The sequence below is a fragment of the Saccharopolyspora sp. 7B genome (assembly GCF_020177435.1).
GTDB lineage: Bacteria > Actinomycetota > Actinomycetes > Mycobacteriales > Pseudonocardiaceae > Saccharopolyspora_C > Saccharopolyspora_C gregorii.
The window spans coordinates 1-26,511 of sequence record NZ_JAIUKC010000100.1; the positions used below are offsets into that span (position 1 = coordinate 1).

28 protein-coding genes are annotated in these 26,511 nt (G+C 71.3%); 15 read left to right on the top strand and 13 right to left on the bottom strand.

What is annotated here, in order from left to right:
• Window positions 1-153 precede the first annotated feature (153 nt).
• Window positions 154-1,383: a winged helix-turn-helix domain-containing protein gene (locus LCD33_RS16630; protein WP_224959815.1), complete on the top strand. Its 1,230-nt coding sequence runs from the start codon at window positions 154-156 to the stop codon at window positions 1,381-1,383.
• Here the strand turns inward: LCD33_RS16630 and LCD33_RS16635 are convergent.
• Both LCD33_RS16635 and LCD33_RS16640 read right to left on the bottom strand, forming a co-directional pair.
• Window positions 1,367-2,380, bottom strand: a complete 1,014-nt coding sequence (locus LCD33_RS16635) for a DUF4097 family beta strand repeat-containing protein (protein WP_224959814.1) — start codon at window positions 2,378-2,380, stop codon at window positions 1,367-1,369. The two genes, LCD33_RS16630 and LCD33_RS16635, sit on opposite strands and share 17 nt — an antisense overlap.
• Before the next feature lie 22 nt (window positions 2,381-2,402).
• Window positions 2,403-2,981, bottom strand: a complete 579-nt coding sequence (locus LCD33_RS16640) for a toxin-antitoxin system HicB family antitoxin (protein WP_224978019.1) — start codon at window positions 2,979-2,981, stop codon at window positions 2,403-2,405.
• Window positions 2,982-3,180: 199 nt separating this feature from the next.
• Here LCD33_RS16640 and thyX point away from each other — a divergent pair, with 199 nt between their 5' ends.
• The 5 genes from thyX to LCD33_RS16665 all read left to right on the top strand — a co-directional run bounded on the left by thyX (window position 3,181) and on the right by LCD33_RS16665 (window position 9,356).
• The gene (gene thyX / locus LCD33_RS16645; protein ID WP_224959811.1) at window positions 3,181-3,933 is read left to right on the top strand and encodes an FAD-dependent thymidylate synthase; all 753 of its coding nucleotides are present in this window, start codon (window positions 3,181-3,183) and stop codon (window positions 3,931-3,933) included.
• A gap of 72 nt (window positions 3,934-4,005) precedes the next feature.
• A complete protein-coding gene (locus tag LCD33_RS16650) occupies window positions 4,006-5,430 on the top strand; it encodes a serine/threonine-protein kinase (RefSeq protein ID WP_224959809.1) in 1,425 nt (474 codons plus the stop codon).
• 375 nt (window positions 5,431-5,805) lie between these two features.
• Entirely contained in the window at window positions 5,806-6,432 is a 627-nt protein-coding gene (locus LCD33_RS16655) for a TIGR03085 family metal-binding protein (protein ID WP_224966770.1), read from the top strand.
• Window positions 6,433-6,693: 261 nt separating this feature from the next.
• Window positions 6,694-7,635: a 4-hydroxy-tetrahydrodipicolinate synthase gene (gene dapA, locus LCD33_RS16660; protein WP_224959806.1), complete on the top strand. Its 942-nt coding sequence runs from the start codon at window positions 6,694-6,696 to the stop codon at window positions 7,633-7,635.
• Window positions 7,632-9,356, top strand: coding sequence for a ribonuclease J (locus LCD33_RS16665; RefSeq protein ID WP_304612900.1), 1,725 nt, complete (start codon window positions 7,632-7,634; stop codon window positions 9,354-9,356). The genes dapA and LCD33_RS16665 overlap by 4 nt, the downstream gene beginning before the upstream one ends.
• A 69-nt stretch (window positions 9,357-9,425) precedes the next feature.
• On the opposite strand, the gene LCD33_RS16670 is transcribed toward LCD33_RS16665, so the two are convergent.
• Window positions 9,426-10,064 carry a hypothetical protein gene (locus LCD33_RS16670; RefSeq protein ID WP_224966771.1) on the bottom strand — a complete coding sequence of 213 codons (639 nt, stop codon included), beginning with the start codon at window positions 10,062-10,064 and terminating at the stop codon, window positions 9,426-9,428.
• Window positions 10,065-10,178: 114 nt separating this feature from the next.
• On the opposite strand from LCD33_RS16670, the gene LCD33_RS16675 reads away from it, so the two are divergent.
• The 4 genes from LCD33_RS16675 to LCD33_RS16690 all read left to right on the top strand — a co-directional run bounded on the left by LCD33_RS16675 (window position 10,179) and on the right by LCD33_RS16690 (window position 13,418).
• Window positions 10,179-10,790 carry a TetR/AcrR family transcriptional regulator gene (locus tag LCD33_RS16675; protein ID WP_224959803.1) on the top strand — a complete coding sequence of 204 codons (612 nt, stop codon included), beginning with the start codon at window positions 10,179-10,181 and terminating at the stop codon, window positions 10,788-10,790.
• Between the two features lie 316 nt (window positions 10,791-11,106).
• The gene (locus tag LCD33_RS16680) at window positions 11,107-11,370 is read left to right on the top strand and encodes a hypothetical protein (RefSeq protein ID WP_224959802.1); all 264 of its coding nucleotides are present in this window, start codon (window positions 11,107-11,109) and stop codon (window positions 11,368-11,370) included.
• A 27-nt stretch (window positions 11,371-11,397) separates the two neighbouring features.
• Complete coding sequence (locus LCD33_RS16685; RefSeq protein WP_224966772.1) at window positions 11,398-13,104, top strand: alpha/beta hydrolase; 1,707 nt, start codon at window positions 11,398-11,400, stop codon at window positions 13,102-13,104.
• Window positions 13,101-13,418, top strand: a complete 318-nt coding sequence (locus LCD33_RS16690) for a hypothetical protein (RefSeq protein ID WP_224959800.1) — start codon at window positions 13,101-13,103, stop codon at window positions 13,416-13,418. The genes LCD33_RS16685 and LCD33_RS16690 overlap by 4 nt, the downstream gene beginning before the upstream one ends.
• Before the next feature lie 47 nt (window positions 13,419-13,465).
• On the opposite strand, the gene LCD33_RS16695 is transcribed toward LCD33_RS16690, so the two are convergent.
• From LCD33_RS16695 to LCD33_RS16730, 8 genes are all read right to left on the bottom strand, one after another.
• Window positions 13,466-14,206 carry a DUF4190 domain-containing protein gene (locus LCD33_RS16695; protein ID WP_224966773.1) on the bottom strand — a complete coding sequence of 247 codons (741 nt, stop codon included), beginning with the start codon at window positions 14,204-14,206 and terminating at the stop codon, window positions 13,466-13,468.
• Window positions 14,207-14,376: 170 nt separating this feature from the next.
• Complete coding sequence (locus tag LCD33_RS16700; protein WP_224959798.1) at window positions 14,377-14,994, bottom strand: hypothetical protein; 618 nt, start codon at window positions 14,992-14,994, stop codon at window positions 14,377-14,379.
• Complete coding sequence (locus tag LCD33_RS16705) at window positions 14,991-15,524, bottom strand: hypothetical protein (RefSeq protein ID WP_224966774.1); 534 nt, start codon at window positions 15,522-15,524, stop codon at window positions 14,991-14,993. Before LCD33_RS16705 ends, LCD33_RS16700 begins: the two co-directional genes overlap by 4 nt.
• A gap of 191 nt (window positions 15,525-15,715) precedes the next feature.
• Entirely contained in the window at window positions 15,716-16,030 is a 315-nt protein-coding gene (locus LCD33_RS16710; protein ID WP_224959795.1) for a hypothetical protein, read from the bottom strand.
• Window positions 16,031-16,069: 39 nt separating this feature from the next.
• A complete protein-coding gene (locus LCD33_RS16715) occupies window positions 16,070-16,585 on the bottom strand; it encodes a hypothetical protein (RefSeq protein WP_224959793.1) in 516 nt (171 codons plus the stop codon).
• A 294-nt stretch (window positions 16,586-16,879) separates the two neighbouring features.
• Window positions 16,880-17,068: a DUF397 domain-containing protein gene (locus LCD33_RS16720; RefSeq protein ID WP_224959791.1), complete on the bottom strand. Its 189-nt coding sequence runs from the start codon at window positions 17,066-17,068 to the stop codon at window positions 16,880-16,882.
• Window positions 17,069-17,157: 89 nt separating this feature from the next.
• Window positions 17,158-17,346 carry a DUF397 domain-containing protein gene (locus tag LCD33_RS16725; RefSeq protein ID WP_255614930.1) on the bottom strand — a complete coding sequence of 63 codons (189 nt, stop codon included), beginning with the start codon at window positions 17,344-17,346 and terminating at the stop codon, window positions 17,158-17,160.
• 18 nt (window positions 17,347-17,364) lie between these two features.
• Complete coding sequence (locus LCD33_RS16730; RefSeq protein WP_224959789.1) at window positions 17,365-18,222, bottom strand: helix-turn-helix transcriptional regulator; 858 nt, start codon at window positions 18,220-18,222, stop codon at window positions 17,365-17,367.
• Between the two features lie 119 nt (window positions 18,223-18,341).
• Between LCD33_RS16730 and LCD33_RS16735 the strand changes: the two genes are divergently transcribed.
• The 4 genes from LCD33_RS16735 to LCD33_RS16750 all read left to right on the top strand — a co-directional run bounded on the left by LCD33_RS16735 (window position 18,342) and on the right by LCD33_RS16750 (window position 21,140).
• On the top strand, window positions 18,342-18,851 hold the full coding sequence (locus tag LCD33_RS16735) for a hypothetical protein (protein ID WP_224959787.1): 510 nt from the start codon (window positions 18,342-18,344) through the stop codon (window positions 18,849-18,851).
• Window positions 18,848-19,069: a hypothetical protein gene (locus LCD33_RS16740; protein ID WP_224959786.1), complete on the top strand. Its 222-nt coding sequence runs from the start codon at window positions 18,848-18,850 to the stop codon at window positions 19,067-19,069. The genes LCD33_RS16735 and LCD33_RS16740 overlap by 4 nt, the downstream gene beginning before the upstream one ends.
• A 331-nt stretch (window positions 19,070-19,400) precedes the next feature.
• On the top strand, window positions 19,401-20,030 hold the full coding sequence (locus LCD33_RS16745) for a bifunctional 2-polyprenyl-6-hydroxyphenol methylase/3-demethylubiquinol 3-O-methyltransferase UbiG (RefSeq protein ID WP_224959785.1): 630 nt from the start codon (window positions 19,401-19,403) through the stop codon (window positions 20,028-20,030).
• A gap of 369 nt (window positions 20,031-20,399) precedes the next feature.
• Window positions 20,400-21,140: a hypothetical protein gene (locus LCD33_RS16750; RefSeq protein WP_224959784.1), complete on the top strand. Its 741-nt coding sequence runs from the start codon at window positions 20,400-20,402 to the stop codon at window positions 21,138-21,140.
• 56 nt (window positions 21,141-21,196) lie between these two features.
• Here LCD33_RS16750 and LCD33_RS16755 read toward each other — a convergent pair whose 3' ends face one another.
• Both LCD33_RS16755 and LCD33_RS16760 read right to left on the bottom strand, forming a co-directional pair.
• Window positions 21,197-22,780 carry an alpha/beta hydrolase gene (locus LCD33_RS16755; protein ID WP_224959783.1) on the bottom strand — a complete coding sequence of 528 codons (1,584 nt, stop codon included), beginning with the start codon at window positions 22,778-22,780 and terminating at the stop codon, window positions 21,197-21,199.
• A gap of 145 nt (window positions 22,781-22,925) precedes the next feature.
• On the bottom strand, window positions 22,926-23,780 hold the full coding sequence (locus LCD33_RS16760) for a lysophospholipid acyltransferase family protein (RefSeq protein ID WP_374201742.1): 855 nt from the start codon (window positions 23,778-23,780) through the stop codon (window positions 22,926-22,928).
• A 125-nt stretch (window positions 23,781-23,905) separates the two neighbouring features.
• Here LCD33_RS16760 and LCD33_RS16765 point away from each other — a divergent pair, with 125 nt between their 5' ends.
• Window positions 23,906-26,392: a DNA translocase FtsK gene (locus tag LCD33_RS16765; RefSeq protein WP_224966775.1), complete on the top strand. Its 2,487-nt coding sequence runs from the start codon at window positions 23,906-23,908 to the stop codon at window positions 26,390-26,392.
• Window positions 26,393-26,511 lie beyond the last annotated feature (119 nt).

Here is a 26,511-nt window from a genome sequence, read left to right on the forward strand (position 1 = left end):
GGCGAAGCGGGTGGGGCCGGCGAAGCTGGCCGGCGAAGCGGGTGGGGCCGGTTGGAGGTTTCGGTTGGTCCGCCGGTGCAGCTGGCTCCGCCTATGCGAACCGGCGTGTCGGCGCGAGCGGGCGTGTCGGTGCGGGATGGCAGCATGCGGCGGATGCAGACCATGAGCACCGCGGCGGCCCGGCGCACCGCGTTGGCCGCGCAGGGGTTCGCCGACAGCCGCCCCACCGGACGACCCACCCGCCAGCACCTGAACCGGGCGCTGGGGCGCACCAAGCTGTTGCAGCTCGACTCGGTGAACGTCGCGGTGCGCGCGCACTACATGCCGCTGTTCAGCCGACTCGGCTCCTACCCGGCCCGGCTCGTGGACGACGCGGCCTGGGCGCCGACCGCCGCGAAACCCCGGTTGCTCGTCGAGTACTGGGCGCACGAAGCCTCGCTGATCCCGGTGCGGGACTGGCCGCTGCTGCGCTGGCGGATGCGGGAGCACGGCGGTGCCTGGCGCAGTCGTTCCCGGGAACTGCTGGAGACGGCGCCCGGGCTCGTCGACGACGTGCTCGCCGCGGTGAAGGACCTCGGCCCGGTGGGCGCGGGCACCTTGGAACGCGAGCTCGGCGGCGGAGTCCGGCAGGGTCGCGGGCCGTGGTGGAACCGCACCGACACCAAGCGGGTGTGCGAGCTGCTGTTCGCGATGGGCGAGCTCACCACCGGCACCCGCAAGGGCTTCGAACGGCTCTACGACCTGCCGGAGCGGGTGCTGCCGCCCGAGGTGCTGGCCCAGGACCCGGCGGTCGAGGACGCGGTCCGCGAACTGGTGCGCCGCTCCGCCGAAGCCCACGGGGTGGCCACCGAGACCGATCTGCGCGACTACTACCGGCTGAGTCCGCAGCAGTCCAGGCAGGCCGTCGCCGAGCTCGTCGAAAGCGGTGAGCTGGAGCCGGTCGCCGTCGAGGGCTGGACCAAGCAGGCGTACCTGCACCGCGACGCCCGCACCCCGCGCGCGGTCCGCGGCCGAGCCCTGCTGTGCCCGTTCGATCCGCTGGTCTGGGAGCGCTCCCGCGCGGAGCGGTTGTTCGGCTTCCGCTACCGCATCGAGATCTACGTGCCGGAACCGAAGCGGCAGTACGGCTACTACGTGTTCCCCTTCCTCCTCGACGGTGAGCTCGTCGGTCGCGTGGATCTGAAGGCCGACCGGGCGGCGAAGGTCCTCCGGGTTCCGGGGGCCTTCGCCGAGCCCGGTCACGACCTCGGTGCGGCTGTTCCGGAACTCGCGGATGCGCTCACCGAGATGGCCGACTGGCTGGGTCTGGACGGGGTGGAGGTCGGCTCGCGCGGTGACGCCCACCTCGTCGAGGCGTTGCGCGCGCTCACACCGCGGAGGTGAGCAGGGCGTCGCCGCTGCCGGTGCGCCCGAAGATCCGCAGCGCCGGTTCCTGCGCGGTCGGTTGCCCGGACACGTCGAGTTCGCTGTCCACGGTGCCGGTGCTGGAGGTCAGGTCGACCTCCGCATCGGTGCCCCGCGGGAGGGCGATCCGCAGCTCTCCGGAACCGGTGATCAGCTCGACCTGACCGGAGCGGGCCTCGGCGATGCCGACGTCCCCGCTGCCGGAGCGCACCAGCACGTCCGAGTCCACGGTGCCCAGCCACACCGCGCCGCTGCCGGTGACCACCGAGGATGCGGAGCGCACCGCGGCGATCTCCACGTCCCCGCTGCCGCTGCGCGCCTGCACCCCACCGGCCATCTCGCCGAGGTGCAGCGCACCGGAACCGGTGCGGGCGACGGTGCTGCCACCGGCCCGCTCGACCGACACCGCGCCACCGCCGGACTGCACGTGCACCCGGCCCGCCGGCCCGGTCACCCGCACTTCCCCGGCGCCCGCGCGGATCGCGAGCTGGGAATCCTCGGGCGCCCGGACCAGCACGGACAGCGGTACGGCGCGCAGCGGCACCGTGGTGGGGGTGCGCACCGCCAACCTGTTGCCGGTGAGGTCGATGCGGGTCTGCCGCACCGCCTCGGCCACCGGTTCGCGAGGCCCGGAGCGGCCAAAGGGCCGCTCGCCCGGGCCGCGCTCGCCGGGACCGCGGTCACCGGTGCCGCGGTCGCCGGTGCCGCCGCGCGTCGCCGCCTCCCCGAACTGCTCGCTGACCCAGCTGAGCAGCCCGGTGAGCCCGCTGCGCCAATCGCCACCACCCGGGGCCGAATCGTGGCGGACCTCGACGTGCGTGACCGCCGTGGCGCTCAGCTCGACCGTGATCGAGCCGAGGCTGTTGCCGATGTCCACCTCGATAGGTGCCGCCGTGTCGAAGTCCTGCGTGCGCACCAGGCCGGCCGATTCCTCGGCGTCCCGGGGGTCCTGCTCGTCCGCGCCGTTGCCGTTCATCACCACCACCGCCTTCCCGCGCTCAGCCGTGCACCCAGCCGTGCAGCCGCGACCCGGGACCGTCGTCGGGTCCGTCGGGGCGCCAGCGGCCCGCCCCGGGCGGTCCCCAGCCACCGGGTCCCCGACCCGGGCGGTGGTGGTCCCACGGTCCGCGCGGCCTGCCGCCGTGCAGCGCGCCCTGCACCGCCTGCGCGACCCACGTGTTCAGCGAGACGCCCTGGGTGGAGGCGGCCTGCTCGGCCTGCGACTTGATCTCGTCGAGCAGTCGCAGCGTGATGCGGCTGATGTCGCCGCCGTCGGCGCCGGGCGGCGGAGGTGGTGGTCGTTCCTCCTCGGCGGCCGCGGCGCGCGGGGCGCCGCCCGGACCGCCGACGACGACGCGGACGGCCCGGCCTCCGAGCCGGAGGTCGACGACTTCCCCGTCGAGGTGCGTGGTCACCTCGGCGGCGAGGTCGGAGAGCGCGTTCATGATCGCCAAGCGGGCAGCGGGTTCGATCGCGGCGGAGAGCGCCGCGGCGGTCTGCCGGGTCTGCTCGTCGCCCGCCGAGGCGGCGGAACCGAGGTCTTCCCGGAGCTGTGCGATGTACGGGCTGAGATCCATGACACCACTATGGCGTCATGGATGGCGTCGCGCAACGACACGATGGTGTCAGCAGGTCCCGGGCGTGCCGCCATCGCCGGTCCCCGGCCGGATCCCGCCGCCCCGGCCGCCGGATACGCTCGGGAAACCGCCGCCGCCCGCCCGGGACGCGGCGGGACCATCCGGGTTCGTCCGCGAGGCAGAAGGGGATCCGCGCACCGTGACCGACATCGTGCCGCCGAAGGTCCAGCTCATCGGCAAGACCGAGTTCTTCCCGCCCGCCGACGTGGACTGGTCCACCGACGCGGACGGCGGCCAGGCGCTCGCGGAGTTCGCCGGCCGGGCCTGCTACCAGTCGTGGCACAAGCCGAACCCGGCCACGGCCACCAACGAGGGCTACCTGCGGCACATCATGGAGGTCGGCCACCTCTCGGTGCTGGAGCACGGGTCGGTCACCTTCTACCTGACCGGGATGTCCCGGTCGCTGACCCACGAGCTGATCCGCCACCGGCACTTCTCCTACTCGCAGCTCTCGCAGCGCTACGTGCCCGAGCGGGACGCGGCGGTGGTCGAGCCCGACGTCATCGCCGAGGACCCGGAGCTGCACGCGAGGTTCGTCCGCGCGACGGAGGCGAGCGTCGCCGCCTACACCGAACTCCTGGACGCCCTGCAGGAGAAGTTCGCCGACGAGCCGCAGGCCACGTTGCGCCGCAAGCAGGCCAGGCAGGCCGCGCGCTCGGTGCTGCCCAACGCGACCGAGACCCGGATCGTGGTCACCGGCAACTACCGCGCCTGGCGGCACTTCGTGGCGATGCGCGCCAGCGAGCACGCCGACGTGGAGATCCGGGCGCTGGCCGTCGAATGCCTGCGGCAGCTGCAGCGGGCCGCCCCGAACGTGTTCGGCGATTTCGAGATCACCGCGCTCCGGGACGGCTCCGAGGTCGCTTCCAGCCCGTTCGTTGCCGAGGGCTGAACGCGGAACCGCGCGAGCCCCTCCCGCGTCCGATGAGATGATCTCGACCAGGACTGACGTGGGGGAGGGTCCGTGGTGGAGCGGACGGACGCGCTGGCGCGCACCATCGGCGACCGCTACCGGGTGACCGGTGAGCTGGGGCGCGGCGGCATGGGCATCGTCTGGCGGGCCTGGGACCAGGTGATCGGTCGCGAGGTCGCGATCAAGCAGCTGCACGTGCCGGACGGGGTGCCGCCCGCCGAACGCGCCGTGTTCGAGGAGCGGGTGCTGCGGGAGGCCCGCACCGCCGGGCGGCTCAGCGACCCCGGCGTGGTCACCGTGCACGACGTGCTCAGCGAAGGCGGCGGCACGTTCATCGTCATGGAGCTGGTGCAGGCCGGGACGCTCAGCGAGCTCGTCGCCCGGTGCGGGCCGATGCCGCCGGAGCGGGTCGCCGACCTCGCGCGGCGGTTGCTGTCCGCGCTGGAGGCGGCGCACGCGGCCGGGATCGTGCACCGCGACGTGAAGCCCAGCAACATCATGATCGCCGACGGGGTCGTGAAGCTCGCCGACTTCGGCATCGCGCAGACCGTGGACGACCCGCGGCTGACCAGCAGCGGCAGCATCGTCGGCTCGCCGTCGTTCATGGCTCCGGAGCGCATCCAGGGAGCCGATGCCACCCCGGCGGGTGATCTGTGGTCGCTGGGCGCGACGTTGTTCTTCGCCGCGGAGGGCTGGTTGCCGTTCGAGCGGCGGACCACGGCGGCGACGCTGCACGCGGTGCTCAACGAGACGCCCGCGCTGACCCGCACCCAGGGCCCGCTCGGTTCGTTGATCACGGGTCTGCTCATCGCGGACCCGCGCGCCCGGTTCACCCCGGCGCAGGCCCGCGCGCTGCTGGCGGGCGATCAGGTGGGCACCCGGGTGCAGGCCGCGCCGACCGCGCCGCTGCCCGCCGGCCGCCGGACCCCGTGGCGCGCCGCGGCGGTGGCGGCGGTGGTGCTGCTGGTGGCGGGCCTGCTGATCGGGCGGTTCGCGCTGGTGCCGGGGCCGCCGGAGGCGGAGCTGCCGACGCTGACCTACGGGCCGGACGGCGACCTGACCACCTTCGAAGCCAGCAAGATCGAATCCTGCGGCACGGGCGTCCCCGCCGCGGGCGCGAGCGTGCCCGAGGAGCAGGTCGGGTCCTGCTCGGAACCGCACGACTTCGAGGTCTACACCGACGGTTCCCCGTTCGGCAGCAGCGCGAGCAGCGACACCGCCTACCCCGGCGCGGAGCAGCTGGCGCGGTTCGGCGAAGCGCTGTGCGGCGCCTACTTCGCCTCCGCCGAGGTCGAGCTGCCGGGCAAGGACGCGGCGCTGCGCTACGGGGCGCTGGTGCCGACCGAGCAGGCGTGGGAGCTGAAGCGGCGGACCGCCGCGGACGACGACTCCGACACCGACGGCGGCGCGCAGACCGTGCTCTGCTACCTGCGCAGCACCGACGGCACGAAGCTCACCCGATCGCTCGCGAACTGACCCGGATTCGGCCGGAAGGGGTGGAATCCGGCACGCGCGGTGCGGTGATCCTCGCGCTGGAGTGAGCAGCGGGGGCGCCGCCGGGTCGCCGCCGACCTCGGACGAGCCGGCCTCGGACGAGCGGGCCGGGACGAGCGGGCCGGGGACGAACGAGCCGGTCGCCCGGGCGGCGCACGCTTCGCCACCGGCGCGATCGAGCTCCCGGCCGCGCTGCGCTGTGGCGCGGTGGTCCCCACCCGCGAGGCGTGGGAGGACGAGCGGGCCACCTCGCCGGACGGCGACCCGTCGAACGACCGGGGCGCTACGCGCCCAGCGCCGACGGCAGTCCGCCGATGACCTCCGTCACGGGGAGCTGAACCCCGGTAAGGTGGTCGCATGGGTGTGGCCAACGACGAACGCCGGGAACTGTGCGACCTGTTCGACCAGGTCGGGCCGGACGCGCCGACGCTGTGCGGCGAGTGGAAGACCAAGGACCTCGCGGTGCACCTGGTGCTGCGGGAACGCCGCCCGGACGCGCTGGCGGGCAAGTTCGTCAAGGCGCTCGCCGAGCGCGGCGACAAGATCGAGCAGGAGCTGCGGGACAAGCCGTGGCCGGAGCTGATCGGCACCGTCCGCGAAGGCGCCCCCAAGTGGAACCCGCTGGCGATCGGCGCCGTGGACGAGGCCGTCAACACCGCCGAGTTCTTCGTGCACCACGAGGACGTCCGCCGCGTTCAGCCCGGCTGGCAGTCGCGCCCCACCGACCCGGAGCGGGAGGAGGCGCTGTGGAAGTCGCTGAGCAGGGTCGCGAAGGTCTTCTACGGCCGCAGTCCGGTGGGCGTGGTGCTGCGCCGCCCCGACGGCACCGAGATCGCCGCGAAGCGCGGGCCGCGCACGGTGCGCTTCAGCGGTGAGCCCAGCGAGCTGCTGCTGCACGCGTTCGGCCGCAAGCAGGCGCGGGTGGACATCGACGGCAACGACGCGGACGTCCTCGCGGTCGAGGACCTGCGCCGCTCGTTCTGACGGCGGTCGCCGAACCCGTTCGGCGGCCCGGCGGCGCGCGTTCGGCCTGGTGCGGGACCTGCGCCAGCGCTGCCGCACCGGCCGATTTCGCGCGCTGGCACCGGAAATCCGCCCGTCGCGGCGCTGATCAGCGGGAACACGGCCGGTTCCGGACGGGCTCGGCCGTCGAGTTTCCGCGATCTTCGAGCCGGGCCGGGTGCGGCGCCGGTGGTGGCCGATGCGGCGCGCTGATCAGTGGGCTCACCAGGTAGCGTCAGGGCCATGACCGTCTGTCCCACCGCCACTGAAGGACGGCCGTTCGGCCGGGTCCTGACCGCCATGGTGACGCCGTTCGACGCGGACGGGAAGCTCGACCTGGCGCTGGCTCAGGAGCTCGCGACCTACCTCGTCGATCACGTCGGCAACGACGGCCTGGTCGTCAACGGCACCACGGGCGAGAGCCCCACGACCAGTGATGACGAGAAGGAGCAGCTGCTGCGCGCCGTCGTCGAAGCGGTGGGGGACCGCGCGACGGTGGTAGCGGGAGCGGGCACGAACGACACCGCCCATTCGGTGGAGCTGGCCCGCACCGCGGAGAAGGCCGGTGCGCACGGGCTGCTCGTGGTGACCCCGTACTACTCCCGCCCGCCGCAGGAGGGCCTGCTGTCGCACTTCACGACGGTGGCCGATGCGACGGAGCTGCCGGTGATGCTCTACGACATCCCGCCGCGCTCCGTGGTGCCCATCCACACGGACACGTTGAAGCGGCTGGCGGAGCACCCGCAGATCAAGGCCGTCAAGGACTCCAAGCACGACCTGTGGGCGGGCAGCGAGGTGCTGTCGAACAGCGACCTGGCCTACTACTCGGGCGAGGATCCGCTGAACCTGCCGTGGTTGTCCGTGGGCGCCGTCGGTTTCGTCAGCGTCATCGGGCACGTGGTCGGCGACCGGCTGCGCAAGATGCTCGACGCGTTCGAGGCGGGCGACATCGCCACCGCGCGCGAGGTGCACGTCGGGCTGATGCCGGTGTACCGGTCGATGAACTTCGTCGGCGGCGTGGTGTTCTCGAAGACGGCGATGCGGCTGTGCGGCTACGAGACGGGGCATCCCCGACTGCCGCTGCCGCAGGCCACCGACGAGCAGGTGCGGGTGATCACGAGTGATCTGTGGGACGCCGGTCTGGTCCTGGTCAATCCCGACGCCGCAGCAGAGGTGACGCGTTGAGCGCTCGCGCAACAGCTTCCGAACACCAGCCCGTGACCCCGACGGCCTCGGCGCCACCACCGGCGCTGCCCGAGGGCGGCCTGCGGGTGACCGCCTTGGGCGGCATCGGCGAGGTCGGCCGGAACATGACCGTGTTCGAGCACGAGGGCAAGCTGCTCATCGTCGACTGCGGTGTGCTGTTCCCGGAGGACGACTCGCCCGGCGTGGACCTGATCCTGCCCGACTTCGGGGCGATCGAGAACCGGCTGGACGACGTCGAGGCCCTGGTGCTCACGCACGGCCACGAGGACCACATCGGTGCGGTGCCGTTCCTGCTGCGGTTGCGCCCGGACCTGCCGGTGGTGGGGTCGAAGTTCACGCTGGCGCTGCTGGCCGCCAAGTGCAAGGAGCACCGGCAGGACCCGGTGCTGGTCGAGGTCACCGAGGGACAGCACAGCAAGCACGGCGTGTTCGACCTGGAGTTCTTCGCGGTCAATCACTCGATCCCGGACGCGTTGGCGGTGGCGATCCGCACGCCGGCCGGGGTGGTGCTGCACACCGGGGACATCAAGCTGGACCAGCTGCCGCTGGACGGCAGGCTCACCGACCTGGCCGGGTTCTCGCGGCTGGGCGACGAGGGCGTGGACCTGTTCCTGGTGGACTCGACGAACGCCGAGGTCCCCGGGTTCGTGACGCCGGAGCGCGAGATCGGCCCGGTGCTGGACCGGGTGATCGGGAAGGCGACGCAGCGGCTGATCGTGGCGTGCTTCGCCAGCCACGTGCACCGCGTGCAGCAGGTGCTGGACGTCGCCGAGCAGCACGGCCGCAAGGTGTGCTTCGTGGGCCGGTCGATGGTGCGCAACATGGGCATCGCGAACGACCTGGGCATCCTGCGGGTGCCGCCGGGCCTGCTGGTGGAGCTGGACGAGGCGCTGGCGATGCCGGAGCACCTGGTGCTGTTCGTCTCGACCGGTTCGCAGGGCGAGCCGCTGTCGGCGCTGTCCCGGATGGCGCGCGGCGAGCACAAGCAGATCCGGATCCGCGCCGGGGACACCGTGGTGCTGGCGTCCTCGCTGATCCCGGGCAACGAGACCGCGGTGTTCGGCGTGGTCAACGGCTTGGTGCGGCTGGGTGCGGACGTGGTGCACCAGGGCGGGGCGAAGGTCCACGTCTCGGGTCACGCCTCCGCCGGTGAGCTGCTGTACCTGTACAACGCGGTGCGCCCGAGCAACGTGATGCCGGTGCACGGCGAGTGGCGGCACCTGCGCGCGAACGCGGAGCTGGCCCGGTTGACGGGGGTTCCGGCGGAGCGCGTGGTGATCGCCGAGGACGGCGTGGTGGTCGACATGGTCGACGGCATCGCGCGGGTCTCGGGCCGCGTCGAGGTGGGCCACGTCTACGTGGACGGCCTGTCCGTCGGCGACGTGGGTGAGTCGACGCTGTCGGACCGGCTGGTGCTGGGCGAGGGCGGGTTCATCTCGATCACCGTGGCGGTCGAGGCGGCGACGGGCCGCGCGGTGTCCCGCCCGACGTTGTCCGGGCGCGGTTTCTCCGACGACCCGAAGGCGCTGGACGACGTGGTGCCGCTGGTGGAGATGGAGCTGGCCCGCACCGAGTCGGAGGGGATCACCGACACGCACCGCATCGCGCAGGCCGTGCGCCGCGTGGTCGGCAAGTGGGTGGCGGACAAGTACCGCCGCCGCCCGATGATCGTGCCGAACGTGCTGCCGGTCGATTCCTGATCGCTCGCTCCGAAGAGCTGTGCACGGCCCGTCCGACCAGGCGCACTGGTCGGGCGGGCCGTGCGGCCGTCAGCTCCCGGCGCCGTCGAGCAGCCAGTGGTGGCGCATCCGGAGGGCGCGTTCGGTGCTGGCCAGCGCCGCGCCGATGGTGAGGGTGGTGTTGAGCCACAGCGGCAGGTGCAGCGGCGAGGTGAAGATCCCGATGTTCTCGGCGATAGGCGGGATCCGGGAGATCGGTTCGGCGACCTGCAGCACGAGCAGGGCGACGCCGATGACCAGCAGCGCCACCGAGAGGTGGCCGAGCGCGCGGCTCGCGGCGGGGTGGTCGCGGTCGAGCCGGGCCCGGCGCCCTTCGGCGGACCTCGGGTCGGGGACGAGCTGCTGCTCGCCCGCGGCGGTGACGTGGTGGCAGCGCTTGAGACCGGCACGGCTGACCGCGACTTCGATGGTGCCGCCGTCGACGGGGAAGACCGCGGGGAGCTTGGCGACGGCGTGGTGCCTGCCGTCGCGGTACAGGTCCGCCTTGACCTCGCCGGTGGTCTTGTCGCCCCAGAGCCGGACGTCGACGGCGTAGTCCGTGCCCTCGCCGGTGCGCAGGTGGAACAGGGAACGGCTGAACTGCTGCCACCAGCGGAAGGGCTTCAGGGGGCGTCCGTCCCCGCTCTTGACCCGCGCTGCGGCGCGCCGGTGCCGCCATTCCTCGAACATGCCCCGCCCCTTTTCCGTGCAACACGCTGTACTAGAATCTGGAACAGGACGCTAGTACAGCGTGTTGGAAAAGCACCAGCACGGTGTACCAGTACAGTGCGGGTGGAGGTGGACATGGACGACGGGGACGACCCGGTGCTGAGCACCCGGCACCGGATCCTGGTGGCAGCGGCGACGATGCTCGGCGAGGACGCCGCCGCCCGGTTGAGCGTGCGCGCGGTCGCGGCGCGGGCCGGGGTGAGCACGGGTTCGCTGCGGTACCACTTCCCGACCCAGCAGGAACTGCGGGAAGCGGTGCTCGCCGGGATCTACGGCCTGGTGGCCTCCGACGACCCGATCCACGACCGGTCGAGGTCGCCGCGGGACCGGCTGGTCGCCTGCCTGCGGCAGGTGCTCGCGCCCGCCGGGGCGGGGCAGCAGGCGCGGGCGGCCTTCGGGAAGGTCTACGAGGCGTTCATCGCCCCCGAGCCGACCGAGGAGATCAGGCAGGCGCACCTCGGCATGGAACGTGAGGGGCGGCGCCGCACCGAGTACTGGCTGTCGGTCCTGGTGGACGAGGGCGTGCTCCCGGCGGGAGACAACGCGCGGCGCGCGAAGTTCCTGCTGACGGTCCTCAACGGCCTGGCGCTGGAGCGCGCGCTGCCCGCCGGCGACTCGCTGCTCGCCGACGAGACGAACACCCTCCACTTGGCCGTGGACAGCGTGCTGGACCCGCGGAACGCGTGAGCGGCGAACGGGCGGGTAGAACATTCCGGGAGTGAACTGCTCCCGGGATATTCCGAGCAGGAGCCCATTTCGGCGAATATTCCGAATAGGTCAGCCCGATCCTCCGGTCGTGGCCGCTCTCGTTTTCGTTCGCCCGGATCGATGGATTGACGGTCGCGGTGGATCGACGCCGCGTACCGCTGTGTGCTGATCAATTGCTCGATGGAGTCAACGGTATCGGCTGATCGTGTGGTGAGTAGATATCCGCTATTGCTGAATCCGCCGCTTCGCTACCTTCGATCTCGAAGGCTCTCCGGCTGGTTGAGGAGCGCGCGACATGGGATTTCGAGTCGACCCGGACGTGATCGGCCGATTGGCGTTCGGCCTGCACGGCTCCACCGCGGGAATGGCGATATCGAGTCCGCCGCCGGAGGTGGACGCGGGTCCGTCCTCCGCGGCGGTGACCGCGCTGATCGCAGAGCTCGTCCGTGCCGCGGCCGGAGCGCTGGAGATCACGGAGCGCGCCTCGGCGGAGCTGCACGCGAACGGTTCCACCTACGCCGCCGTCGATGCGGACAACGAGCGGTTCTTCCACCGCTGAGTATTCGAGCGATCGTTCGGGGGAACGATGAGCCTCACCATCTTCACCGCAGGTGACCCGGAATCACTTCGTCGGCTGGCGGAATCGATGGGGCGGTACGCGGCCGGTGTCGACGATGTCGCCGCCGGGTGGTTCCGGACCCGTTCGGAATCCGAATCGGAATGGGAGGGGACCGCATCGGAGGCTTTTCGCTCCGCCGCGACCCGCAACGGGCGGGACATCGTCGAACTGGCCGAGATCTGCGCGAACCTGTCGCGCGTGTTGCACGTCTTCGCCGATGATCTCGACACGGTCAGAGCGCGGATGCGGCAGGCGGAGGGGATCGCGCACGAGGCCGGGCTGCTCGTGCTGAACGCGACGATCCACCCGCCGCACTCGTCGGCCGGGCTTCCGGAGCCGAGCCTGCCGGGCACCTCGCCGCCCGCGGACCCGCGCAAGCAGGCGGCCTACGCGGAAGCCGGCCAGACCGTCGCCGACGCGCGCGGCCTGGAAGCCACCGCCCACGAGAGGCTGCTGGCGGGCCTCCGTGCGAACAGCGCAGGGCTGGAAGCCATCGGCTTGCACGCGGAGTGGGGCCGAGCGGCGGCGACGGCGACCAGCCCGGCGGCGATCGGCCTCGCGGGGATGGCGATGGCACTGGACGAGTGGGCGGCGGGAGCCACCCGCGCGCTGTTCGAGAAGGCGGTGCTCGGTGGTCCGCACGCGGTGCACGGGATGTGGTCGGCGCTGACCTCCGCCCAGCGCGCCGATCTGCTCGACCGCTTCCCGCAGCTGGTCGGACGCACCGACGGAGTTCCGGTGGCGGTGCGGGATTCGGCGAACCGGGCGTTGCTCGCCGGGCAACGAGCTGATCTGCTCGGCAAGATGGGCGAGTTGCGGGCGCTGGTCGAGACGACGCGGTCCGCGCCCGGCGGCAGGCCCGCCGCGCAACTCGCGCGAATCCGGGAACTGCGGGAGACAGTGCACTTCCTCGACATGATCGACGACCGGTTGACGGGACCACCGGAGAAGTACCTGCTGGGCGTCGACACCACCGCGCACGGCCGAGGAACGTTGATCATCGCCGGCGGGAACCCGGACACCGCCCGGCACGTCGTCACGAGCGTTCCCGGGACCTACTCGGATCTCGATGGGGCGAAGGACGTCCTGGAACGTGATGAACGCCTGCGCCTGCTGGCCGAACGGCACGCGGGCGGTGAACCGGTGGCCGCGGTGACCTGGGTGGGATACGAATCGCCGGACGACTTTCCCTCCGCCGCGCAGGACGGGTTCGCGGTCGAGGCGAAGGGTGAGCTGGCCCGGTTCCAGGAGGGCCTGCGCGCCACGCACGGGGGGGAACCCAGCCACAACACCGTGCTCGGGCATTCCTACGGCTCGACGGTGGTCGGTTACGCGGCGCGGGACCACGGGATGGCGACCGACGAGATCGTGTTCCTCGGTTCGCCGGGCGTCGGCGTGGAACACGCGCGGGAACTCGGCGTGCCGCCCGAGCACGTCTGGTCCGGGACATCGGGCGATGACGTGATCGATCACGCGACGCCGTCGTTGGAACCGCGGGACTTCTTCGACGGCGAGGACGACCACTGGTTCGGGATGAACCCGTCGGATCCGCACTTCGGCGCGCGGTCGCTGGAGACCGATCCGGACGGAGGGCACACGGACTACTGGGACAGGCGGACGTCGCTCGAATCAATGGCTCGCGTCGTCGCGGGTGTGGAGAAGGGACATCCGTGAGGACCACGAGAGCGCAGCGGTTGCGGATCCTCGGCGTGGTGTTCGGGCACGTGGCCGGCTGGGCGCTGTTCGCGCTGGGCGTCGCGGCGTGGTGCGTGGTCTTCCCGGCCACCGTGCGCGGATTCGGCGACAGCGAGGTCGAGCGGAACCTGTTGACCTTCTGGGTGTTGATCTACGCGGTGTTGGCGGGAGCGGGCGCGGCGGTGCTGATCGGGGTCCTCACGTGGCGGCGGGTGCTCGCGCGGATCGTGCTCGGTGTCTGGGCCGTGCTCTTGTGCGCCGCCGTGCTCGGAGTGGTGTTCGGCGGCCGGTGATCACCCCGCCCCCGGGGGAAGCAGGGCGAGGTGATCGGTGGTCCGGCTCAGAACTCGCCGTGGAAGTAGGCGGTGTCCGCGGCGAAGTGGCTGGGCGCGACGGAGATCCGCAGGTCGCCCTGCTCCGGCGCGACGTCGAAGATCCGGGTGATGGTGAGGGTCCCGCCGGGCGGGATCTCGGCGTTGACGAACGGCCGGTCTTCCAGCGAGTACTGGGCGGGCCGCCCGGCGTGGGTGGCGGTGATGTCCCAGGACAGCGGGTTGATCTCGCCGCTCGTGCCGTTGGTGATGGTCAGGTCGACCGCGACGGCGCGGGTGCCGGAGTCGTGCAGGTACGGGTTGCCCTGGTGTTCCTCCGGTTCGGCGACCTGCACCGATTCGCCGCCGCGCCAGGTGTGGGTCTGGCCGAAGCCGAGCTCGATGACCTCCGCCCCGGAGTCGTCGGCGGCCGGAACGGCGTCCTGCTGCGCCGAGACGCCCGCGGATTCGGACTGCCGCGCGACCTCGTTCGCGGCGGAGCCGAACAGGCCGACCCAGGCGAAGCACACCAGCAGCCCGATCGCGGCGAGCACGGTGCCGGTGATCGCCATGCCCTGGTTGTTCGCCAGGCCGTTGCGCGCCCGGATGATGCCGATGACGCCGAACACCAGCCCGAGGATGCTCAGCGGCCAGGCGACCAGGCCGATGATCGGGATGAACGAGAACAGCAGGGCGAGCAGGCCGAGCACGAATCCGGCGGTGCCGAGACCGTTCTTCGGGGTCGTCGGCGGCGGGACCACTGCGGACATGGGTTTCCTCCGGGGAGAGCTGGAACGAGATGGCGTCGGCGCACAAGCCGGAACGTCGAGTCCGCAAGATCGTTCCAACGGGAGCGCGCGGTGTCCGCGCTTTCGCCCCGGTCCACTCTTAGGTGTGATCTCCCTGGAGGTGCCGCCCGATTCCTGCTAGAGGCGGGAGTTCAGCGCAGTTCCAGCAGGTCCAGGGCGCGGCCGGTGGCGGTGGCGGGGCCCCGGTGCACGGAGTGCGCGATCCCGTTGTAGACGAGGTCCCACAGCGCGCGTTTGCGCTGGATCCGGTGCAGCGGAGCGCGGGCGGAGCCGCCGTACCCGTCGGTGAGCACGAGCCACGGCTCGGCGGCGTCCCCCGGTCGCTCGATGGCGATCGTTTTCAGCTTGTACAGCTTGACGTAGCTCCTGGTGCTGCTCGCGAACCAGTCGGCTCCGGCCGAATACCCCTCGCTGCGGCCGCGGAGGTAGAACGGGACGGCCGCGGCGGCGGCTATCGCCCACAACCACCAGGTCCGCGCCCACTCGAATCCCCAGTCGAGCCAGCAGTAGCGGAGCACGCCGAGCCCGCTCACGAACAGGCCGGCTTTGAGCAGGCCGGTGTCCAGTCCGTGGCACCACTCCAAGATCGGCCCTTCGCCCGGCGGTGCGGGTGGGAAGCGCGCGAAGGCCCGTCGAGTGCGTCCCTCGCTCCGCCAGGTGACGAGCACCGGCGCCCGTGGTGGGCGCGGCAGTCCGGTGATCGGGTCGGGTTTCCGGGCGGGCGAGTGCGGCCGGGCGTGTTCGGTCAACGGAGCTGGAGCTTGTCGAGGGCTAGCTCGTTCGCAGTGGCGGTGCCGCTGTTCACCGAGTGCACGATGCCGTTGTACACGAGGTCCCAGAGGGCGCGGTTGCGCTGCACCTCACGCAGCTTGGCTCCGGTGAAGCCGCCGTTTCGGTCGGTGAGTTCGAGGACCCATGCGTCCACGCCAGCGGGGTTCGTAACGGTGACCTTCGTCAGCTCGTAGAGCTGCACATGACGTTTGCGGCTCGTCGCGAACCAGTCGGCTCCGGCTGAAAAGCCTCCGTTCCGACTGTAGAGGTAGAAGATCGGGACAGGCGCGAGGACGAATGCCCACAGGCCCCAGGTGGTGATCCAGTCGAATCCCCAGTCCTTCAACGACAAGAATGCCGCGATCAGGAAGGCGACGAAAATCCCGGACTTGATGCCGTTCGAGTTCGACTCCTGGAACCATTCGAGAACCGGGCCCGAACCGGGTGGGGCGGACGGGAAGCGCGCCCGTGCCGAGTCTCGTTCTCCCGGCTGTTGCGGGCTGATCACCACGGGTGCGCGAGGTGGCCGAGGGTTCCCGGTCGTCGCGTCCGGTCGTGGTGCTGCTTGTCGCACTGCTGGTTTCCTTCCTGGGACGGGAGAAGGGAGGGCGTCCGCGACGAGGATGCTCTTGCCGAGCTTGGTCGATCGTTCGCGTGGCTGGTGTTCCAGCCGGCCTGGTTCTGCTGCGTACTACGTGGTTAGCCGATCGCGTAGGTCATCAGCGAGACGGCGAGCATGATTCCGGTCAGCCTGAGCAGGATCCAGAGCGTCCGGCGGAGCCAGCTGGCGATGGCGATCGAGACCAGGAGCAAGCCCGCCAGCCACGGCACGATCCACAGTGCGAAGAAGATACCGATGATCTGTTGGTTCGTCGCGCCGGGGCCGGACGCGTCGGCGCTGAACCCGGTAAGCGACGCGCCCGAGTAGGGAAACCAGCCGACAAGGCTGAAAGTCATAAAAACCACCGACGACGATGCCCGTGCTTCGCAGTGGTGTGACGGTGACGTGGTCACCGGCTTGATGGGCGGGCGAGTGCGGCCGGGCGTGTTCGGTCAACGGAGCTGGAGCTTGTCGAGGGCTAGCTCGTTTGCGGTGGCGGTGCCGCTGTTCACCGAGTGCACGATGCCGTTGTACACGAGGTCCCAGAAAGCGCGGTTGCGCTGGAGCTGGCGTAGGGGCGCGCCGACACATCTGTCGTCGGCGTCGGTCAGCTCGATGCCGATGGATTGGCCACCGGCTTGGTATTCAACAGTGATTTTCTTGAGCTCGTACAGCTTGACGTAGTGCTTCTGGTCCGTGGCAAGCCAGTCAGCACCCGCGGAGTACCCACTGCGGCGGCCGAGGAAGTGGAACACTATCGGCGGCCAGATCACGAACAGCCACAGCCACCACGTGCTCATCCAGGAGAATCCCGAATCGAGCAAGCACAGGAAGATCGCGATGAACATGCCTAGAACGACCCCGCCGACGAGGTGATCGGCGTCTTCGGCTTGGTACCACTCCAACAGCGGCCCTTCGCCCTCCGGCGCGGGTGGGAACTCGGCCTTGTCCTCATGGGTTTTTCCCACCGTCTTCCACGTTGTGATCACAGGGGCGCGCGGCGGCCGTGGCTCACCTGACATCGTGTCGGGCCTCGGGGCCGCCTTCGGCACGTCGCGTCCGCCTTCGTGGTGGTGTGTTCGGCAGGCAGGAACCCCGGTGCCTGCTGTTGATCCTCATCGTCGGGCGGCCCCGCTCTCGGGACTGCCGGAGCTTGGTAGAGCGGGAAACCGCTCAACGCTTGAACGGAGCAGTCGTGGGGTGGGGAAGCGGGCCGTCCCGCCGTGTGGGTGGTGGGACGGTCCGCGGGTCTTCCGGGGTGGTCAGGCCTTGAGGGTGCGGAGGAAGGCCGACCAGGTGGTGCTGGTGAAGATCAGGGTTCCGCCGTCGCGGTCCTTGGTGTCGCGGACGCCGGTGCTGCCGGAAGTCAGGGCTACTTCAACACATTCGTTCTGCGAATTGCTATAGCTGCTCTTGAACCAGGTGGCACCGATGAGGTTTCGCTCGGGCATGCCTGCCTCTCGTTCAACGGGAGTTCGACGTGTCGGGGGTGCGGGCCGTCCGTCCTTCCGGGGGGCGAGCGGCCCGCGTCGCCCGGAGGTCAGTCCTTCAGCGTGCTGAGGAAGGTCGACCAGGTGGTGCTGGTGAAGGTGAGGGTTCCGCCGTCGCGGTCCTTGGTGTCGCGGACCCCGGCACCGCCCGGGACTAAGGCGACCTCGACGCATTCGTTCTGCGTCTTGCTGTAGCTGCTCTTGAACCAGGCGGCACCGGACAGGTCGTGAGCGATCATGGTGGGGCCTCTCGTCGGCTACGAGTACTGCTTGCCCACCGATCGTATGAGATCTTGAGACTCCCTCGGGCCGAGCGCGGCGGCCTGGAGATGGCTCCACAACCGGTCGTACTGCGAGACCGCATCCTTGGCGTCGAGGTATCGAGCATCGTCGAAGCACTCGACGTAGACGAACTCCAGGGACGACGAGATCCCTGATGCGGGAATCTGGAGCATGGTGAAGTCGTACGAGATCCCGCCCACGGGCGTTGCCGCTTCGAACGGCATGACCTGAAGATCCACGTTCGGTTGCATCGCGATCTTCACCAAGTGTTCCAGCTGATCCCGCATGACGGCGGCAGAACCGATCTGTCGTCTGATGCAGGACTCGGACAGGATGAACGCCAGGGTGGGCGGCTGAGGCTTGCTCAAGATCGCTTGACGCTCTTGTCGTGCCAAGGTACCTGCGTCGACGCTTTCCTCGTCTTCCCGGATGGACTTCGTGTCCAACGCCCGGATGTAGCCCTCGGTTTGGAGGAGTCCCGGCACGATCTCGGTCTGCGCGTGCCGAATGCTCTCCGCGTCCGTCTCCAGGTCGACGTACATCCGGAACCATTCCGGGAACACCGCCCGGTATCCGGTCCAGCGGCCGCGGGTGCTGCGGGTGCGGGCGAGCTCGAACATCCACTGCATGTCGGCGGGGTCCACGCCGTAGAACTCCAGCAGCAGCTTGAGATCGCCCTTGGTGATGCCGCCCTGGCCGAGTTCCAGCCGGGAGATCTTGCTGTGTGCGCAGTCGAGTTCCTTCGCGGCTTCGTGCTGCTCGAAACCGGCCTTCTGCCGTGCGTGGCGCAGCTCGTTGCCGAGCTGGAGCCGGCGCACCGTCGGTGTCGCCATCCCGCCTCCGTCGTGATCTTCATGGGCCTGATCAGTCTCCCGCGATCAGCAATCACAGCGGAACTACACGATCAGGCGACTAGCTAAACCGCATTTGCGGAAATAGCTTTGCGCCATCGTTGATCGACAAGGGGGTACGGATCTCCTCGACGCAAGGCCCGCTCGTGCTGGTGCTCATGGGCGCCACCGCCGCGGCGCCGTGGGCGGCGCTCGCGCTCGAATCGCGCACCGTCCGCGCGAAGCTCGCCCGCCGCAAGGCCCGGCGCACCCTGCGTGCCGCCGGATTCCGCACCGCAGCGGGAAGAACCGCGTCGATCACCGAACTCCCGGTGGGCCGCGCACCGGCGCGACCGGGCTCGATCGGCAGCGGGGGCGCGTTCCCGGCCGAGGGCGCGGCCGTCCGGGATGTGGCCACCGGCAGGGGTGCGGTCGTCCGGCGGAACTCGGCCATCGGGCGGCGTTCGGCGCTCGGACGCGCCGGCGCGGTCACGCCGCTGTTCTCCTCCACAGTGGACGGAGACGTTCCGGGTGCCCGCACCGTCCCCGCCGTCGCCCCGCCCGAGGACGTCTTCGTCAGCGTCGGCGCCGTCGTCGCGCTCCCCGACGAACCACCGGGACTCGCCGCGTGAGCCACGAACACCAGCCCGAACGCCACTTCTGGCTGCCCGTCCCGGATTCCGGCGACCTCGTGCGGCACGCGTTCCGCGGCAGGCGCTGGGAGAACCAGCCCGCCGAGGACTCGGTGTGCGGACGGCGGCTCGCGATGGCCCAGCCCTGCGAACTCGACTGGTGCCGCGCGCCCACCTGCCCCGACTGCAACGACACCCTGAAGAACGAGCGGCCCTGACCGCTCCCGCGAGACTCCCGGGGCGAGGTTCCCCTCTCCGACCCCTCGTCCCGGGAAGCCCGGCCGGTGCGGCGACCTCCCCGACAGCCCACCGGCCGGGCCCCCAGGTGAATGGCCCTTCCGCCCAGTCCTGGTAGGCGAATGGGTCACTCACCTGGCCGGGTCTCCGCGAATGCCCGACTCGCCCAGTCCCGGCGAGTGGGTCACTCACCTGGCGGGCCGCCGGGGACGCGAGGGCCCTTCGCGGTGGGGATTTTGCCGGAGCGGCAAGGTTCCGTGCGGATGACGCACTCCCGCGGTGAGACTGGCGCTCACCGACGAAAGGGCACCGATGAGCAGCACCGAAGCGCACGCGTTCTGGGACGACGTGCACGCCGCGCGACCCGAGCAGCGGCAGCCGACGCCGAACCTCCGGCTCACCGAGATCGTCCCCGGGCAGGCACCCGGCGATGCGCTGGAACTCGGTTGCGGCGGGGGCGGCGACGCGCTGTGGCTCGCCGAGCAGGGCTGGCGGGTCACCGCCGTGGACATCTCGGCCGTCGCCGCCGACCGGCTCACCGCGCTGGCGAACGCGCGCGGGCTCGGCGACCGGATCACCGCCGCTCGGCACGACCTCGGCGCCGGATTGCCTGCGGGCGAGTTCGACCTGGTCTGCGCGCACTACCTGCACACCCCGTTCGATCTCGACCGGGCGAGCGTGCTGCGCGCCGCCGCGCACGCGCTGCGCCCCGGCGGGCGGCTGGTGGTCGTCGACCACGGATCGATCGCGCCGTGGTCCTGGGACCAGAACCCGGACCTGCGCCACCCGCCGCCGCAGGAGGTCGCCGCCGATCTCGCCCTCGACCCGCGGACCTGGGCGGTCGAGCGCGCCGACTCGCCGCGGCGCACCGCCACCGGGCCGGACGGCAGCACCGCCGAACTCACCGACCACGTGCTGGTCATCCGCCGCGCCGACGGCTGAACCGGGCAGGGGGCACCCATGTCGGGGGGCGTCCTCGCGAGGGAACCGCGGAGAACCCGCGGGTGGTCGGGTTGATCGGGTGGTCGTCGGCTCAGCGGTTCCGCCGCTGACGAGGCGCGGACACGACCCGCGGCTCAACTTCCACGACGGGCGGCGAGCGCGGAGCAGCGCACTGGGCCGAACGCGGCGGAACCGATCCGCCGCACAGCCCCGTGCGCTGCTCTTTTCGTGTCATGACGGGGAAAAGTGGTGATCTCCGCAGCCCGCCCCGGAACAGTGAGCGCCGCGCTCCCGCGAGCACCGAGCGGGAGCACCGGATCTCGCCGACGCCGCCCGGAGATCCAGCGAGCGGCACACCGAGGGGTGCTCATGTTCCGACCCGGCAGGGCGCTGCCCGCACTCGCGGCAGCCGGACTGCTCGCCGCCACCGCGTGCGGCGACGTCGACGTTCCACCGCGCGAGCGGGACGGACTGCTGCTGCGGATCCGCACCGAACCGCCCGGACCCGGCAGCACGTCCGTCCCCGACTACAGCCTCTACGGCGACGGCACCGTGATCACACCGGGCGAACCGGTCGGATCGCTGCGCCCCTTCGCGGTCACCCGCCTCCGCGACACCGAGGTGGACCAGCGGTACCGGGCCGCGCACGAAGCGGGCCTCGCCGCCGACGAGACGCACGGCGACGCCGCCGTCCCCGGCGCCACCAGCATCCGCGTCGACCTCCGCTCCGGCGGCGAGGAACACCGCACCGAACTGGTCTTCACCGACCGGCCCGCCGGGCCACCGGAGCTCGTCGACTTCGTGCAGCGGCTCCGCACCGCGCCGCCCGCCGGCGCCGAACCGGCCGCGGACCGGATGGCCGTCATCGCCCACGACGCCGACAGCGCGCCGGGCGGGCGACCGTGGCCGTTCCCGTCCCCGGTGGCCGGATCGCGGGTGCCCGGCGGTCGCTGCACCGTGCTCACCGGTGGCGACGCGGCCACCGCCGCGACCTGGGCGCGCGAGACCGATCCCGGCACGCGGTGGGGGAGCGGCGGCGTCGGCTTCCGGCTGGTGTTCCGGCCGCTGCTGCCCGACGAAACCGGCTGCGCCGACCTCGACCCGCGCTGACCCGAACGCGGACGCGCCCTCCGTCCGGTGTGGACGGAGGGCGCGCGGTCACCGGATCAGCGCCAGTGGCGCAAGGCGTCCTGCAGGATCCGCGGCTGCTCCGGGCGCTCCGGGGCGATCGTCTCCGCACCCTCCGGCGTCGGCTGCGGCAGCGGTTCGCAGGTGACGTCCGGGCCCGCGCCGGGCTTGCGCTCCGGGAGCGCACCGGTGGTCAGGTACTCGGCGATGCGGTCGTCCACGCAGGCGTTGCCGGACAGCGAACCCGAATGCGTCGTGCCACCCGGCAGGCTGATCAAGCTCGCGCCGGGGAAGCGCTTCCGGGCCTCCAGCGCGCCGGGGAACGGGGTCGCCGCGTCCAGTTCCTCGCTGATCAGCAGCGCGCTGTCGACCTCCCCGCCGTCCACGTCCACCGGCTTCCCGGCGGGCGCGGGCCAGTTCCGGCAGGAGGCGTTGTACCAGGCGTTCGCCCAGGTCTCGAACGGCGCCTGCGCGTGCGTCACCCAGTTGTCCGCGCGCCAGCGGCCCCACTCCCGCGGCCACTGCACGTCGGTGCACTGCACCGCGTTGTACACCGCGAAACCGTTGTCGTCGCCGGGAGTGTTGCTCGCGTCGTAGATGTCCACCAGCGGCTGCCATTCGCCGCGGTGGACCCAGCCCGCGAACGCCTTCGCCCGCTTGTCCCAGCCGGTCTGCCCGTAGCCCGCCGCCAGGAACAGGTCCGTCCACTCCGAGGAACCGATCTCCCCGCCCGCGGGCTGCGCCTCCAGCTTCGCGCGCTGCTCGTAGAACAGCCGCTCCACCTGATCACCCGTGGTGCCCAGGTGGTACACCGAGTCGTAGCGGGCCACCCAGTCGAAGAAGATGCCGATGTTGCGGTCGAACGCCACGTCCTGGTTCAGGTTCGCCCGGTACCAGACGTCCTCCGCGTTCACCACGCCGTCCAGCACCACGCGGCGCAACCGCTCCGGGTGCAGCGTGCCGTACACCTGCGCCAGGTAGGTGCCGTAGGAGAAGCCGTAGTAGTTCAGCCGCTCCTGGCCGAGCGCCTTGCGGATGCTCTCCATGTCCTCGACGGAATCCGTCGTGCGCATGTGGTCCAGCAGCTCGCCGCCGGTGTTCCCGCACGCCGCCGCGTAACCGTCGGTGCGGGACAACCACTCCCGCTCCTTCTCCGGCGTCGTCGGCAGGTAGTCCGGCCGGTTGTGCGCGAAGTAGTCCGGGTCGCAGGACAGCGCCGGAACGCTCGACCCGACCCCGCGCGGATCGAAACCGACCCAGTCGTAGGCCGCGCCCGCCCCGTGCGGCACCGACTCGCCCAAGCCCGCCAGGTACAGGCCGGAACCACCGGGCCCGCCCGGGTTCAGCAGCATCACGCCCTGGTACTGGTCCTCGGGCACGGTGTGCTTCACCCGGGACACCGCCAGCGAGATGTGCTCCCCGCCGGGATTCGCGTAATCCAGCGGAACGTCGAGCATCCCGCATTCCGCGCCGGCCTCCTGCAAGGACTCGTCCTCGCACGGTCCCCAGGAAACGGGTGCGGGTTCGAAAGGGGGATTCGGTGCGGCGGAAGCCGCCGGTGCGCACAGCAGGCTCGCGGCCAGCAGGCCGGTCACCGCGGTCGCGGTCGCTGATTTCTGCACTTCGGTCCTCGATGTCCGTTTCCGGCGTCCGCTGCGGATCGCCGATCGGGCCAGTCTGCTCAGCGGACTCGCATTCCACCAGCGGTTTCCCGTATCCGCACGACTGCGTCCATTCCCAGTTGAACGGAATTCGGTGGGGAAGGGCTCACGGCCGCCAGGGGCTGCGCTGGTCGGTGATCGGGCGGGTGGGGTCCTCGTGGCTCGGGACGTCCGGCTCGTCCGCGCGCAGCGGGACCAGGCCCGCGGTGATCGCGCGCATGATGCGGTCGCGGGCGCGGCGGGCGTCACCGGGCCGGTTCGCGGACAGGTCGCTCAGGTCCACCGGGTCGCCGAAGTGCACCCGCAGCACCGGGCGCCGCCGGATCGCCGCGAACCAGGAGGACAGCAGCACCCGCACGTCCCGGAAGCCCTCGATGCGCAGCATCCCGTAGCACATCGCCTCGTGCGCACCCCACTGGCTGACCGGGATCACCGGTGCCGTCGAAGCCAGCGCCATCCGCGCCACACCGGTCTTGCCGCGCTCCGGCCACAGACCGGGCTCCAGGCTCAACCGGCCCTCCGGGTACACCAGCACCGGCCGCGGGTCCTCCTCCAAGGAGCGCACCACGTCGTCCAGCGCCTCCGCCGCGTTCGCCTTGCCGCGGTTCGCGCGGAGGTGCCCGCAGCGCCGCAGCACCGGACCCAGCACCGGCGCGTCGAACAGGCCGCCCGTCGCCAGGAACCGCAGCGCCAGCCGCCTGCGCCCGCACGCCGCCATCAGCACCAGCGCGTCGATGTTGCCGATGTGGTTCGCCGCCAGCAGCAGCGGCCCGCCGCGCAGCTCGTCCGGCACGTCGCCCGTGACCCGCAGACGACCCGTCAGCAGGATCAGCGCCCGGTCGATCCGCAGCAGCACCCGCCACAGCAGCGGTGCCTGCGCGAACGAGCGCGCCCGGGACCGCGGGGACGCGCGCGGGGCACGAGGACTCGGCTCCAGAGGGCCAACGGGCTGGGCGACCATGACGACAGAGGATCGCACAAGCACCACCGGCACGAGCGCGGGACGTGAACATCCGAGGCAGATCGCCCGCGTGACCCCTGTGCCGCTTGTGACGCGAGGGGCACCGTCGAGATAACGTGAGACCCATGGCGGGCCGGACCACGAGCGGTGCCCAGCGCAAGAACCAGTCACAACAAGGTTCGAGGAGCCGGGCCCAGAGCTCACGACGAAGCTCAAGCGGCACCACGGGTGCGAAGAGCCGCAAGACCACCTCCGGCGGGGGCGGGCGCGGCTCCACCCACGCGCCGCGCCGCACCCCGGCGAAGAAGAGCACCCAGCCCCGGGTCGGCGGTGTGCTCAGCCGCGCCAAGGACATCGATCCGGCGCACGGCCGGACCGGGCTCGCGATCATCGCGCTCGCCGCCGCCGTCATCACCGCCGCCGGGATCTGGTGGCACGCGGGCGGACCCGTCGGGCAGTGGCTCGACTGGGGGCTGCGCTTCGTCATCGGTGACGCCGTGCTGGTGCTCCCGGTCGTCGTCGCCGGTGTCGCGGTGTTCTTCGCGAGCACCGACCACAACCCGGAGGCGCGGCCGCGCGTCGTGCTCGGGTCCGTGCTGCTCGGCTGGAGCGCGCTCGGCGTGCTGCACATCGCCGAAGGCGCGCCCGGCGACTGGCTGGTCTGGCCGGAGGCCGGGGGCGTGCTCGGGTTCCTCGCGGGCGGGCCGCTCGCGCAGGGCCTCACCGGCTGGGTCGCGGTGCCCGTGCTGGTGCTCGTCGGCCTGTTCGGGCTGATGCTGCTCACCGACACCACGCTCGCCACCGTCCGCACCAAGCTGCTCGGCAGGCCCGTCGAGGACGGCGAACCGCTCAGCGAAGAGGTCCAGCCGGAGACGGTGAAGCTGCGCCGCCCCTCCCGCCGCCGCCAGAGCTCCACGCCCGTCGACGACGAGGACACCGCCGCCGCCCCGAAGAAGGGCAAGGGCGGGACGAAGAAGATGGAGCAGCTGTCCCTCGACGACGTGCCCGAGGAAGCGCCCACGAAACCGCGCGGCAAGAAGGCCGCCGAAGTCCCCGCCGCCGCCGAAGCACCCGAAGAGCCGCCCGCCGACAACGGCAAGCTCACCATCAGCCGCGCCGTCGAAGGCGACTACAAGCTGCCGCCGCTGGACGCGCTCACCGGCGGCGACGCGCCCAAGACCCGCAGCAAGGCCAACGACTCCATGATCGAGGCCATCACCGCGGTCCTGGAGCAGTTCAACATCGACGCGCAGGTCACCGGCTTCGTCCGCGGGCCCACCGTCACCCGCTACGAGGTCGAGCTCGGGCCCGGCGTGAAGGTCGAGAAGATCACCGCGCTGACCAAGAACATCGCCTACGCCGCCGCCACCGACAACGTGCGGCTGCTCGCGCCCATCCCCGGCAAGTCCGCCGTCGGCATCGAGGTGCCCAACAGCGACCGGGAGATGGTGCGGCTCGGCGACGTGCTGCGCTCCACCACCGCCTCCGGCGACCAGCACCCGCTGGTGATGGGCCTCGGCAAGGACATCGAAGGCCACATGGTCACCGCGAACCTGGCCAAGATGCCGCACCTGCTGTGCGCGGGCTCCACCGGCTCCGGCAAGTCCAGCTTCGTCAACTCGATGCTGGTGTCGCTGCTGGCGCGGGCCACGCCGCAAGAGGTCCGGATGATCCTCATCGACCCGAAGATGGTCGAGCTCACCCCCTACGAGGGCATCCCGCACCTGATCACGCCCATCATCACCCAGCCGAAGAAGGCCGCGGCCGCGCTCGGCTGGCTGGTGGACGAGATGGAACAGCGCTACCAGGACATGCAGGCCAACCGGGTGCGCCACATCGACGATTTCAACGCGAAGGTCCGCTCCGGCGACATCACCGCCCCGCCCGGCAGCGAACGCGAATACCGGCCGTACCCGTACATCCTCGCCATCGTCGACGAGCTCGCCGACCTGATGATGACCGCGCCGCGCGACGTGGAGGACGCGATCGTGCGGATCACGCAGAAGGCGCGCGCCGCGGGCATCCACCTGGTGCTGGCCACCCAGCGGCCCTCGGTGGACGTCGTCACCGGCCTGATCAAGACGAACGTGCCCTCGCGGCTCGCGTTCGCCACGTCCTCGCTCACCGACTCGCGGGTCATCCTCGACCAGCCCGGCGCGGAGAAGCTGATCGGCATGGGCGACGCGCTGTACCTGCCGATGGGCGCCGGACGGCCGCAGCGCGTGCAGGGCTCCTTCGTCAGCGACGAGGAGATCCACCGCGTCGTCTCCTACACCAAGGAGCAGGCCGAACCGGACTACACCGACGGCGTCACCGCCGCGAAGCCGGGCGAGCAGAAGGAGGTCGACTCCGACATCGGCGACGACCTCGACGTGCTGCTGCAGGCGACGGAACTCGTCGTCACCAGCCAGTTCGGGTCCACCTCCATGCTGCAGCGCAAGCTGCGCGTCGGGTTCGCCAAGGCCGGGCGGCTCATGGACCTGCTCGAATCGCGCAACGTCGTCGGGCCGTCCGAGGGGTCGAAGGCGCGCGACGTGCTCGTGAAACCCGACGAACTCGAAAACGCGCTGTACTCGATTCGTGGCGGACCGCCACCGGATTCCGAGGAGTGAGCGACGGGCCCCCCCCCATTACGGGGGGGGCGGGGGGGGGGCCCGGGGGTTGTTCGCTCCCCCAATTTGGCCCCCGGGGGGTTTGCACGCCCCCCCACCCCCCGGGGGGGGGGGGGAGG

Excerpts from the sequence above, each read along its gene's own strand:
- LCD33_RS16630 (WP_224959815.1), top strand. The coding sequence starts at position 154 with ATGCAGACCATGAGCACCGCGGCGGCCCGGCGCACCGCGTTGGCCGCG.
- LCD33_RS16635 (WP_224959814.1), bottom strand. The coding sequence starts at position 2,380 with ATGAACGGCAACGGCGCGGACGAGCAGGACCCCCGGGACGCCGAGGAA.
- LCD33_RS16640 (WP_224978019.1), bottom strand. The coding sequence starts at position 2,981 with ATGGATCTCAGCCCGTACATCGCACAGCTCCGGGAAGACCTCGGTTCC.
- LCD33_RS16655 (WP_224966770.1), top strand. The coding sequence starts at position 5,806 with ATGGGTGTGGCCAACGACGAACGCCGGGAACTGTGCGACCTGTTCGAC.
- dapA (WP_224959806.1), top strand. The coding sequence starts at position 6,694 with ATGACCGTCTGTCCCACCGCCACTGAAGGACGGCCGTTCGGCCGGGTC.
- LCD33_RS16670 (WP_224966771.1), bottom strand. The coding sequence starts at position 10,064 with ATGTTCGAGGAATGGCGGCACCGGCGCGCCGCAGCGCGGGTCAAGAGC.
- LCD33_RS16675 (WP_224959803.1), top strand. The coding sequence starts at position 10,179 with ATGGACGACGGGGACGACCCGGTGCTGAGCACCCGGCACCGGATCCTG.
- LCD33_RS16680 (WP_224959802.1), top strand. The coding sequence starts at position 11,107 with ATGGGATTTCGAGTCGACCCGGACGTGATCGGCCGATTGGCGTTCGGC.
- LCD33_RS16685 (WP_224966772.1), top strand. The coding sequence starts at position 11,398 with ATGAGCCTCACCATCTTCACCGCAGGTGACCCGGAATCACTTCGTCGG.
- LCD33_RS16695 (WP_224966773.1), bottom strand. The coding sequence starts at position 14,206 with ATGTCCGCAGTGGTCCCGCCGCCGACGACCCCGAAGAACGGTCTCGGC.
- LCD33_RS16720 (WP_224959791.1), bottom strand. The coding sequence starts at position 17,068 with ATGCCCGAGCGAAACCTCATCGGTGCCACCTGGTTCAAGAGCAGCTAT.
- LCD33_RS16725 (WP_255614930.1), bottom strand. The coding sequence starts at position 17,346 with ATGATCGCTCACGACCTGTCCGGTGCCGCCTGGTTCAAGAGCAGCTAC.
- LCD33_RS16730 (WP_224959789.1), bottom strand. The coding sequence starts at position 18,222 with ATGGCGACACCGACGGTGCGCCGGCTCCAGCTCGGCAACGAGCTGCGC.
- LCD33_RS16745 (WP_224959785.1), top strand. The coding sequence starts at position 19,401 with ATGAGCAGCACCGAAGCGCACGCGTTCTGGGACGACGTGCACGCCGCG.
- LCD33_RS16750 (WP_224959784.1), top strand. The coding sequence starts at position 20,400 with ATGTTCCGACCCGGCAGGGCGCTGCCCGCACTCGCGGCAGCCGGACTG.
- LCD33_RS16760 (WP_374201742.1), bottom strand. The coding sequence starts at position 23,780 with ATGGTCGCCCAGCCCGTTGGCCCTCTGGAGCCGAGTCCTCGTGCCCCG.
- LCD33_RS16765 (WP_224966775.1), top strand. The coding sequence starts at position 23,906 with ATGGCGGGCCGGACCACGAGCGGTGCCCAGCGCAAGAACCAGTCACAA.